The 10620-nt window shown below is 69.6% G+C and carries 10 protein-coding genes and 1 tRNA gene; 3 read left to right on the top strand and 8 right to left on the bottom strand.

The window, feature by feature from the left end; genetic code table 11:
• The 4 genes from ACOJSN_RS18720 to ACOJSN_RS18705 form a co-directional block, all read right to left on the bottom strand.
• On the bottom strand, positions 1-547 hold a 547-nt coding region (locus tag ACOJSN_RS18720; RefSeq protein WP_420114004.1), incomplete at its 3' end, for an NUDIX hydrolase.
• A 185-nt stretch (positions 548-732) separates the two neighbouring features.
• A tRNA-Pro gene (locus tag ACOJSN_RS18715) sits at positions 733-806 on the bottom strand.
• A gap of 77 nt (positions 807-883) precedes the next feature.
• Positions 884-1792 (bottom strand): metallophosphoesterase, encoded by a 909-nt coding sequence (locus ACOJSN_RS18710; RefSeq protein ID WP_420114003.1) that lies wholly within the window; start codon positions 1790-1792, stop codon positions 884-886.
• A gap of 66 nt (positions 1793-1858) precedes the next feature.
• Positions 1859-4321 carry a penicillin-binding protein gene (locus ACOJSN_RS18705; RefSeq protein WP_420114002.1) on the bottom strand — a complete coding sequence of 821 codons (2463 nt, stop codon included), beginning with the start codon at positions 4319-4321 and terminating at the stop codon, positions 1859-1861.
• Between the two features lie 187 nt (positions 4322-4508).
• On the opposite strand from ACOJSN_RS18705, the gene ACOJSN_RS18700 reads away from it, so the two are divergent.
• Genes ACOJSN_RS18700 through ACOJSN_RS18690 form a run of 3 tightly spaced genes read left to right on the top strand, consistent with a single transcriptional unit; the run spans position 4509 to position 5501 of the window.
• Positions 4509-4853, top strand: coding sequence for a WhiB family transcriptional regulator (locus ACOJSN_RS18700; protein WP_420114001.1), 345 nt, complete (start codon positions 4509-4511; stop codon positions 4851-4853).
• Positions 4854-4874: 21 nt separating this feature from the next.
• A complete protein-coding gene (locus tag ACOJSN_RS18695; protein ID WP_420114000.1) occupies positions 4875-5030 on the top strand; it encodes a hypothetical protein in 156 nt (51 codons plus the stop codon).
• Between the two features lie 3 nt (positions 5031-5033).
• Positions 5034-5501 (top strand): RidA family protein, encoded by a 468-nt coding sequence (locus tag ACOJSN_RS18690; protein ID WP_420113999.1) that lies wholly within the window; start codon positions 5034-5036, stop codon positions 5499-5501.
• Positions 5502-5507: 6 nt separating this feature from the next.
• Here ACOJSN_RS18690 and ACOJSN_RS18685 read toward each other — a convergent pair whose 3' ends face one another.
• The 4 genes from ACOJSN_RS18685 to ACOJSN_RS18670 all read right to left on the bottom strand — a co-directional run bounded on the left by ACOJSN_RS18685 (position 5508) and on the right by ACOJSN_RS18670 (position 10526).
• Positions 5508-6185, bottom strand: coding sequence for a Crp/Fnr family transcriptional regulator (locus ACOJSN_RS18685; RefSeq protein WP_420113998.1), 678 nt, complete (start codon positions 6183-6185; stop codon positions 5508-5510).
• Positions 6186-6273: 88 nt separating this feature from the next.
• The gene (locus ACOJSN_RS18680) at positions 6274-7188 is read right to left on the bottom strand and encodes an alpha/beta fold hydrolase (protein WP_420113997.1); all 915 of its coding nucleotides are present in this window, start codon (positions 7186-7188) and stop codon (positions 6274-6276) included.
• A gap of 152 nt (positions 7189-7340) precedes the next feature.
• Entirely contained in the window at positions 7341-9332 is a 1992-nt protein-coding gene (gene acs, locus ACOJSN_RS18675) for an acetate--CoA ligase (RefSeq protein ID WP_420113996.1), read from the bottom strand.
• Between the two features lie 120 nt (positions 9333-9452).
• Positions 9453-10526, bottom strand: a complete 1074-nt coding sequence (locus ACOJSN_RS18670) for a hypothetical protein (RefSeq protein WP_420113995.1) — start codon at positions 10524-10526, stop codon at positions 9453-9455.
• Between the last annotated feature and the right edge of the window lie 94 nt (positions 10527-10620).

Below are 10620 nucleotides of genomic sequence, written 5' to 3'. Positions count from 1 at the left end.
GCGTTTCCGCAGGTGCTGGCGGCGTGGGACGCGGGTCGGGCGCCGCCTTGCCCGCCCCCGCCGCACCGGCAAGCTGCGGGCCCGCAGCTGGGTTCGCCTGGTACGCCGCGACGGCGGCCAGTCGTTCCTGCGTGTAGTGCCCGGTGTTCTCCGGGAGATCGTCGAGGGAGAACCAGCCGACGGCGAGCGATTCGTCGTCCGCGGGGTGTGGTTCGCCGTCGGTTGCGTGGGCGAGGAACAGCAGGTCGAGGTACTGCGCCCGGTCACCGTTGGGGTAGGTCATCGGGTGCTGGACCTGGATCGCGGCGAGCGCGTCGACGACGGCGTCGACGCCCGTCTCCTCCTTGATCTCGCGCACCATCGCGACGGCAGGCTCCTCGCCCGGCTCGAGGATCCCGGAGATCAACGCCCAGCGCCCGCTGTCCGCGCGCTGCCCGAGCAGGACCCGGCCCTCGTCGTCGAGCACCACGGCGGTCACACCCGTCAGCCACAGGAGGTCGGTCCCGACCTTCGCTCGCAGGGATGAGATGAACGGCGGGATCGGCATGCCGCCATGCTGTCACGGGGTGCGGCGGGCACCCGTCACGTGGATGGGCAAACGCCGAGTCGGGGTGACAGGAGCCGAGGCATCGTCAACCTCGTTCCTCGGTAGGCGATGCCTCTCCCAGCATCTGTCCACCCCTGACACGGCGAAGCCCGCCACGGACTTCGTCCGGGCGGGCAATCGCCGAGTCGGGGTGACAGGATTTGAACCTGCGGCCTCTTCGTCCCGAACGAAGCGCGCTACCAAGCTGCGCCACACCCCGGAGCAGCCTGGACAGGATAGCCGCAAGTTGGCCTCACCCTGAAACCGAGGTGTGACCCGCGCCACCCCGACCCGCGATCAGCGAGCGACGAGCGTCAACAGCGTGGCCTCGGGGCGGCAGAAGAAGCGCACCGGGGTATACGGATTCGTGCCGAGGCCAGCACTGACATGCAGCCACATCGACTCCGGATCCTCGTTCGGCATCGCGCCCGGCCAGCCGTGCAGGCCCTTCGCGCGGCCGGTATCGAGGTCGCAGTTCGTGGTCAGCGCGCCGACGAACGGCAGGCACAGCTGGCCGCCGTGGGTGTGACCTGCGAAGGCCATGTCGCAGCCGTCGGCAAGGAAGCCATCGAGCACGCGCTGATAGGGCGCGTGAGTCACGCCGAGATGGGCGACGGCGGTGGTCGGGTTGTCTGCATCCGTCGCGGGCGGGATCTCGTCGAGGTCCATGTGGGCGTCGGCCGTGCCGACGAAGCTCAGCTGCTGCCCACCGACATCGAGCACGGCGCGCTTGTTCCCCAGGTCGGCCCAGCCACGCGCGACGAGCGCCGCCTGCAGCTCCCGGCCGGGCAGGTTCGGCGAACCCTTGTGTGAGTCCTCGCTGCGGGCGTCGGGGAGCAGGTAACGGGCGGGGTTGCGCGGCTCCGGGCCGTAGTAGTCGTTCGAGCCGAGCGCGAACACGCCCGGCACGTCGAGAAGCGGCCCGAGCGCGCGCAGGAGCACAGGCAGCGACGCGGGGTGCGACAGGTTGTCGCCGGTGTTGACGACCAGGTCGGGCTCGGTGGTGGCGAGGTCACGGACCCAGGCCGCCTTGCGTTCCTGGCTCGGCATCAGGTGCAGGTCGGAGATGTGCAGCACCCGCAGCTCACGTGAGCCAGGCCTGAGCACAGGCACCCGCACCTCGCGCAGCGTGAACGCCTGCGCCTCCACCAGTGCCCACGTGAGCCCGGCCGACCCCGCCAGAGCGAGCGCACCGACACCGCTCACCCAGGCGCGCGCGCTCAGCGGAGCCCCTCGGTCGTCACCGGGCCATCGCCGACAACGTCACGCATGTCAGTCGTCGTCATCGTCCCCGCGGTCGCCCCGATCGCCTCGGTCGCCGCGGTCGTTCCCGTTGTTCCCGTTGTCGTCGTCACCGTCGTCCTCAGGCTCCGGCGGAGGTGGCGGGCCGTCGCTCGTGATCAACGTGATCACCGAGCCCTGCGTCTGCAACGACCCTGCTCCGGGCTCGCTGCGGATCACGTTGCCCTCAGGGATCGAGTCGTGCTCCTCCGAGCTCCCGGTCCGAGCCTGGAAGCCAGCGCTCTGCAGGGTCGACGTCGCCTGATCCACACTCATCCCGCCGACGTTCGGCACCCACTTCCGCTCGCCGTAGACAAGTTTGTCGTTCGGGCCGGGGAAGGACTCCGGGGACAGATCGAGCGTACTGATCGCATCCGTCATGTAGTTCTGCCAGATCGGCGCCGCGAAGGCGCCTCCGTAGACCAGCGGGTAGTAGCGGCCGTTGATCGTGATCCTCATCATCTCGATCTGGCCCTCGGAGAAGCCGTTCCAGACCGCCGTTGCCACCTGCGGCGTGAAGCCGATGAACCACGCCGCATAGTCGTTGTTCGCGGTTCCCGTCTTGCCGGCGACGTCGTAGCCGGAGATCCTCGCCGAGGTGCCGGTCGCCAGCGGCCGGTTGCTCTCGACCACCTGCTGCAGCGCGTACGTGACGGTCGCCGCGATCTCGGGCTTGATCGCCTGGTTGCAGTCGGCGCTCGGGACGTCGAGCTCGTTTCCGTCCGTGTCCAGGATCCTGTCGATGGCGATCGGCGTGCAGTACTCGCCATTCGCCGCGAACGTCGCGAACGCTGCTGCCATCGTCAGCGGTGCGATGTTGTTGGAGCCCAGCACCATCGAAGGCGACGGGTACAGCGGCAGCTCGGACTCGGCGTGGGTGCCGGAGCCCACGTGCAGGCCCAGCCGCTGGGTCAGGTCGTACAAGTCGCACATGTTGAGCTTGTTGGCCATGTCGACGAACGCGGTGTTGACCGAGTCGATGGTCGCATCGAGCACACGCATGTGCCCGGTGCCGATCCCTTCGATGTTTCTCGGTTCGTAGGGGTTGCCCGGGGCGAAGTTGTCGCAGCCGTCATAGTTCCAGGTCGACCGCGGGAACGACAGCCCTGGCGAACCGTTCACCACGTCGAAGAGCGAGTTGCCGGCCTCCAGCCACGCTGCCAGCACGAACGCCTTGAACGTCGAACCGGTTTGGAACCCGATCGAGCCGCCGTAGGCCGCATCGGCATTGAAGTTCACCGTGGTGGTGCGCGCCGGGTCGCCCTCTTCATCGCCGGTGCCGTAGGGCGTGTTCTGCACCATGGCCAGGATGCGACCGGTCCCAGGCTCCACGGTCGATATCGCGTTCGAGATCCCGGACTCGTCTTCGACAGGCACGGCATCAGTCAAGGCCTCGAAGCCCTCGGCCTGGAGCTCAGGGTTGAGCGTGGTGGTGATGTCCAGGCCGCCTCGCAGCAGCAGCTGAGACCGCTCGGCCCGGTCCTCGCCGAACTCAGGGCTCGCGAGGATGGTCTCGACCACGTAGTCGCAGAAGTAGGCCGATGTCTTGGCAGGAGTGCAGCGCGGCGGCACGTTCTGGACGTCGAGCATGTCCTCGATCGGCTGCTCCCGATAGGTGTCGTAGTCCTCGCGCGAGATGTAGCCCTGGTCGTACATCGTCCACAACACCGTGTTGCGGCGGGCGAAAGCTACGTCCGGATTGACCACCGGATTGTGCGTGTTGGGTGCCTGCGTGATCCCGGCGAGGAGCGCGGCCTCGCCGATGGTGACGTCGGTGGCACTCTTCGAGAAGAAGTAGCGGGCTGCGGCCTCAACCCCGTACTGCGAGGGCCCGAACTGGGCGATGTTGAGGTAGCCGTTGAGGATCTCATCCTTGGTGTACTGCTGCTCCAGCGCGATCGCCAGCTTCGCCTCACGCAGCTTGCGCCCGATCGTGGTGGCGGTCGCTGCCGCGATCGCCTCAGCGTCGTCGGCGACGCGCGCCTGCTCCAGCAGCACGTTCTTCACATATTGCTGCGTGAGCGTCGAGGCTCCCTGCAGGTCGCCTCCGCCGAGGTTCGAGATCAGCGCTCGGAACATGCCCTCGGGGTCGATCGCGCCGTGCTCGTAGAAGCGCCTGTCCTCGATCGCGATGACGGCGTGCTGGAGGTCCTCGGAGATCTCCTCGAGCGGCACCACGATGCGGTCCTCGTGGTAGAAGGTGGCCATCACGCTGCCATCGCTGTAACGGATGACGCTGCGCTCGGACAGCGTCATGTCGCCGATGTCGGTGTCGAGCTCGTCGAACATGTCCACGCCGGCCTGCGACGTGGCGCCCACGGCGGCGACCATCGGCATGAAGAACCCTGCCGAGAGGACGCCGGCGACGCCCGCGACCATGAGGAACGCGAGGAACATCGAGATCAGTTGCGCCACGTTGACGGAGCGCCCGGACGCGCGAGAGGGCGAAGCCATGCTCCGGATCATACGAAACGCATCTGACAGTGCCGCCGCCCCGCCACGATCCTGCGCGGATTCTCCCCGTCCGCGTGACCCCTCCCAGAACTCACCTTTGCGCAAACCTGGTACTTCGGTCTAGGTTCGGAAGCAAGCGGTCACCGTGTACCAGCGAAGGCGCTGGTCCCGTCTCGGGGAGGTCGATATGACGACAACGTACGAGGAGAGCTGGACGGCCAAGGCTGCGTGCGCGGGGCGATCCCCCGACGAGCTGTTCGTCCAGGGTGCAGCGCAGCGGCAGGTCCGTGAGGTCTGCTTCAGCTGCCCGGTCCGGTTGGAATGCCTGGTCGATGCGCTCGACAACCGCATCCAGTTCGGGGTGTGGGGCGGCATGACCGAACGAGAGCGCCGAGCGTTGCTGCGACGGGCGCCGTCGGTCGAGTCCTGGCGGGCCACGCTCGCCGATCTCGACCGCGACCACATCACCGAGCTGATCACACAGCGCTGGCCGATCCCCAAGCCGGCCCGGCGCGAGCACTCGGCCAACTGAGTCACGCTCTAGGATCGGCCCATGACCGCATGGGAGTACGCAACGATCCCCCTGATGATCCACAACACCAAGGCGATCCTCGACACCTGGGGCAGCGACGGCTGGGAGCTCGTCCAGGTGGTGCCCGGGCCCGACGGCCAGGGCCTCGTGGCCTACCTCAAGCGCCCGAAGGACTGAGCGATGAGCGTCTCTGCGCGTCTCGCGGACCTCGGCATCGTCCTGCCCGACGTCGTCCCACCGGTCGCGGCGTATGTGCCCGCCGTGCGTACGGGGAACCTCGTGATGACCTCGGGACAGCTCCCGATGGCCGAGGGCGCCCTCGCTGCGACCGGCAAGGTCGGCGAGGGCGACGGTCTGGTCCCGCCCGCCGACGCCACCGGGCTGGCCCGGCTGTGCGCGCTCAACGCGGTCGCGGCCGCCGCCGCGCTCGCAGGCGGGGTCGACCAGCTCACCCGGGTGGTCAAGGTTGTCGGCTTCGTGGCCTCCGACCCGGCGTTCACCGGTCAGCCGGCTGTGATCAACGGGTCCTCGAACCTGCTGCAGGAGATCTTCGGTGACGCCGGAGTACACGCACGCTCCGCCGTCGGCGTCGCGGCACTACCGCTCGACGCACCCGTCGAGGTCGAGGTGACCTTCGAGGTCGCCTGAACGACCTCAGCGCCCCCGGCGGCGCAGCCGCTCGATGTCCAGCAGGATGACCGAGCGGCCGTCAAGCTGGAGCCAGCCACGGTTGCTGAACTCGGCGAGCGACTTGTTGACCGTCTCCCGGGTGGCGCCCACGAGCTGGGCGAGCTCCTCCTGGGTGAGGTCGTGGGAGACCCGCAGACCGCCGTCGGCAGGCTGACCGAACCGCTGGCCCAGATCGAGGAGCGTCTTCGCGACCCGGCCGGGTACGTCGGAGAAGATCAGATCGGCCATCGCGCCGTTGGTGCGGCGCAGCCGCTGCGCGAGCGATCGCAGCAGGTGCTGGGAGATCTCCGGGCGGGCGTCGAGCACCCGCAGCAGGTCGGCGTGCTGCAGCGACACCAGCGAGGTCTTCGCCAGCGCCGACGCCGTCGCCGTGCGTGGGCCCGGGTCGTAGAGCGAGACCTCGCCGAGGATCTCACCCGGGCCGAGGATCGCGAGCAGGTGCTCCCGGCCGTCGGGGGCCGTGTGACCGAGCTTCACCTTGCCGGAACCGAGCACGAAGAGCTTGTCGCCCTGCGACCCCTCGTGGAAGATCTCCTCGCCACGGCGGAAGGTGTGCTCCGTCATCCGTTCCCGGATCGCCAGGTATCCAGCGTCGTTGAGCTCTTCGAACAGCGGTGAGCTGCGAATGACGGACTCGTCCATGCCGAGCGCCTCCTAGTCATTGTGGACGGCTTGTGAGGTGGACCACAGTGTGCCAGGTCCGAGGGGGTAGTTGGTGCGCGCGCGCCGCTCAGTCCTCCTCAAGCCCGGCCAGCCAGCCCAGCAACAGGTCCGTGACCGCCTCGGGAGCCTCCTCGGGCAGGAAGTGCCCGGCACCGTCCACCACCACGCGACTGTACGGCCCGGCGACCATCTCGCCGTCGCGGCGGCAGGCGCGCGGGGGGAGGTTGCCATCGAGCCGCCCGTGCAGCGACAGCACCGGCACGGTGACCGGCTCCTCCACCGCCTCCCGGTACCGGATCCCATCGGGGCGGGGCCGCGACCGGACCAGCCAACGCAGCTGCTCCATCTGGCTGTGCGCGGCGAACGGGAGGCGGGCGGCCTGCGTGTACAGGTCCACGTCGGGGCACGACCAGCCCGGCGCCGACCAGCTCCGCAGCAGCCGCGCCACCAGCTCCCCGTGCGTGATCGACCGCTCCGGGAACCACGGGACCTGGAACTTGGCCACCCGCGCGAGCGTGGAGGCCGGCACCGCACGCTGCCGCAGGCTGTACAGGAAGTTCGGGTGCGGGGCGCCGACCACCCCGATCGCGCGCACGGTGCTCGACGCCAGCGACGGCATCGCCCACGCCACCTGGCCGCCCACGCCCGTGCCGATCACCACGGCGCTGCCCGAGCCAAGGGAACGGATCACCCCGGCGACGTCCGCCACCAGCGCGGGTAGGTCGTAGGCGCGCGGTGGCTTGTCCGAGGCGCCGTAGCCGCGCAGGTCCATGGCCGCCGCCCGGTAGCCCGCGTCGCCGAGCGCCGTCAGCTGGTGCCGCCACGCCCACCAGAACTGCGGGAACCCGTGCAGCAGCACCACCAACGGGGTGTCAGCGTCGTCGGGCCCCGTGACCGCCACGTGGAAGCGCCCACCGTTGGCCGCGACCATCCGATGTGTCCACGCGCCAGGGGGCGTCACGATCGCGGGGTCGACGGTCACGCCGAGCCACGCTACCCGGCCCCACCCCACCGTGGCGTCATTCGTGAGGAGGAACCGTCACCTCCGAACGTATGACGCACAGCACCGGAAGAACGAGCGAGCCCGACGGCGGAGGGTGGCCCCCGCCGTCGGGCTCTCGCCCCTGAGTGGGCTCAGTCGGTGCTCGAGGCTCCCGACAGCCCCGCCTGGATCAGGTCCATCACGCTGGAGTCGGCGAGCGTGGTGACGTCGCCGACCTGGCGGTTCTCGGCGACATCGCGCAGCAGCCGGCGCATGATCTTGCCCGAACGGGTCTTCGGGAGCTCGGCGACCACGAGGATCGAGCGTGGCTTGGCGATCGGGCCGATCTCCTTGGCCACGTGGTTGCGCAGCTCGGCCACCAGCTCACCGCCTTCACCCGCCTCGTCGGCCTGCTCCACGACCTCGCCGCGCAGGATCACGAACGCGACCTCGGCCTGGCCGGTGGTGTCGTCGGAGGCACCCACCACCGCGGCATCGGCCACGTACGGGTGGGACACGAGCGCGGACTCGATCTCCGTGGTCGAGAGCCGGTGGCCGGAAACGTTCATGACGTCGTCGACGCGGCCCAGCAGCCAGACGTCACCATCCTCGTCCAGCTTGGCGCCGTCGCCTGCGAAGTAGGTGCCCGGGAAGCGCGACCAGTACGTCTCCTTGAACCGCTCCGGGTCGCCCCAGATGCCGCGCAGCATCGAGGGCCAGGGCTCGTTGAGCACGAGGTAGCCACCGCCGCCAGGGCCGACAGCGTGGCCCGCGTCGTCCCACACCTGTGCCGTGATGCCGGGCAACGGCACCTGCGCCGACCCCGGCTTCGCCTCGGTGACGCCCGGCAGCGGCGAGATCATGATCGCGCCGGTCTCGGTCTGCCACCAGGTGTCCACCACCGGGGTGCGGTCGCCGCCGATCACGCGCCGGTACCAGACCCACGCCTCCGGGTTGATCGGCTCACCGACCGAACCGAGCAACCGCAGCGAGGACAGGTCGTAGCCGCTCGGGATCGACTCGCCCCACTTCATCACGGTGCGGATCGCGGTGGGGGCGGTGTAGAGGATCGTCACCTTGTACTTCTGCACGATGTCCCACCAGCGGCCCTTGTCCGGGGTGTCCGGGGTGCCCTCGTACATCACCTGGGTGGCGCCGTTGACCAGCGGCCCGTACACGATGTAGCTGTGCCCGGTGACCCAGCCGACATCGGCGGTGCACCAGTACACGTCGCTCTCGGGCTTGAGGTCGAACACGTACTTGTGCGTGAACGCCGACTGCGCCAGGTAGCCGCCCGTCGTGTGCAGGATGCCCTTAGGCTTCCCGGTGGTGCCGGAGGTGTAGAGGATGAACAGCGGGTGCTCGGCGGGAAGCCCGACGGGCTCGTGCACGTCGGCGGCGCCGCCCACGGCGTCGTCCCACCACACGTCGCGGCCTGGCGTCCAGTCGACCTCCTGACCGGTGCGCTTGACCACCAGCACGTTGGTCACCGTGGTCTCACCCTTGGCCAACGCCTCGTCCACGGCAGGCTTCAGGGCGCTGGGCTTGCCGCGCCGGTAGCCGCCATCGGCGGTGATCACGACCTTGGCCTCGGCATCCGTGATCCGGCTGAACAGCGCCTCGGCCGAGAACCCGCCGAACACCACCGAGTGCGTCGCGCCGATGCGGGCGCACGCCAGCATCGCGATCGCGGCCTCCGGGATCATCGGCAGGTAGATCGCCACCCGGTCGCCGGTCTCGACGCCGAGCGACGTGAGCGCGTTGGCGGCCTTGCTGACCTCGCGCTGCAGGTCGGCATACGTGATCGTGCGCGTGTCGCCCGGCTCGCCCTCGAAGTGGATCGCGACCCGGTCGCCGTTGCCGGCCTCCACGTGCCGGTCCACGGCGTTGTAGGCGGCGTTGAGCGTGCCGTCGGCGAACCACTGCGCGAACGGCGGGTTGCTCCAGTCGAGCGTCTGGCTGAACGGGGTCGACCAGGTGAGCAGCTCACGCGCCTGCGTGGCCCAGAACTCCAGCCGGTCGGCGGCGGCAGCCTCGTAGATCTCCGCGCCCGCGTTCGCCTGGGCGGCGAACTCCTCGCTCGGTGGGAACCTTCGGTCCTCGTGCAGCAGGTTCTCGAGGGCGGGTGAGGTCTGGTCGGTCATCGCTCGATCCTCCAACGACGTCGGTGGTGCTAGTCCGTGGACCACACTAGAACCACCCGGCGACGTCGGGTGACCTCGATGCCCGACGGCGTCCGGTCCCGTCGGGCATGTCGCGGCGCCTCAGGCGCTGATCGCGGCCTTGCGACGTTCCTCGCGGCGTCCCTGCCTGCGCGCGCCGTGCGAGACCACACCGACCATGATCAGGACCACGCCGTAGATCGCGAGCCGGCCGGCGCGTGCGTCACGCAGCAGGTGGTCCACGATGTTCTGGCCGAGCTGGTTGAGTGCCTGCACCAGAGTGCCCTGATACTCGGTGACGAGATCCATCGCCTCGGTGTTGAAGACGAGGAACGCGATCCCCACCGCGGCACCGACCGTCCCGACCAGGATCGCCCCCACCGAGGACCACCGTGCCGCGAGCAGCACGAAGAACAGGCAGAGCGCGCCGCCCGCCAGCTCGAGCGGGCCGGCCCAGTTGAACGGGCCGCCGTTGTTGAGGTTGAAGTCGATGCGCTCGCCGCCATCGGCGATGAGGTACCAGGCGATCGGCACGAACACGACCGAGATGAGGATGCTCCACCAGTGGGCGGCGGCTCGGGAAGCCGGACCCTCGTCGAAGTCCTTGAACGGGTCGTCGTCGCCCTCGGTCGTGGCAGGCATCGTCTGGGTGGTCCCCGTGGCGCCCACGGTCGCGACCGCGCCGGCACCGGCTGCGCTCAGGGGCACCCGGGAGGTCGGCTCCTCCTCGGCGACGGGTGCGGCCTCGACCTCCGGCCCCGCCTCGCCCTCGGCGCGGGGGCGACCGAAGCGGCGGGCGCGCTCGTCACGGAGCGCCGCATCCTCCTCGGGAGTGGGGAACGCGGTGGTGGCGACGTGATCGCCCTCCTCTTCACCGCCGTCGACCTCCGAGAAGGGGTCGTCGCGACGCTGCGTCGGGAGTGCGACGTGCGTCTCGTCAGGTGCGGGAGGAGCGGCAGCGGGCTCCTCGGTGGCCGGCTCCTCCGTGACGGGGGTCTCGAGAGCGGGCTCGTCGTCGTCCGGGTCGATCACGGCAGGCTTCTCCGAGAGCGGGTCCTCGGCGGTCGTCTCTGCGGGCTCGAGCGGGGTGGGCTCGGGAGCGCTCTGCGCGACCGGCTCCTGCCCGGTCTCGGGCGCGCGGTCGTCGGGCTCGCTGCGCTGCTCGTCGGTGCTCATCGGTACTCCCAGAGGTCGTGGAATCCCGTTCACGGTAACGGGAGCAGTCGCGGCGGCACGGGTGGCGCGCCGAACGGGAGCAGACGCAACGACG

It is taken from the genome of Pseudactinotalea sp., assembly GCF_048594945.1.
Taxonomy (GTDB): domain Bacteria; phylum Actinomycetota; class Actinomycetes; order Actinomycetales; family Beutenbergiaceae; genus Pseudactinotalea.
The sequence above is the reverse complement of the archived record's forward strand: the minus strand, read 5'-3'. Positions and strand labels throughout refer to the sequence as shown.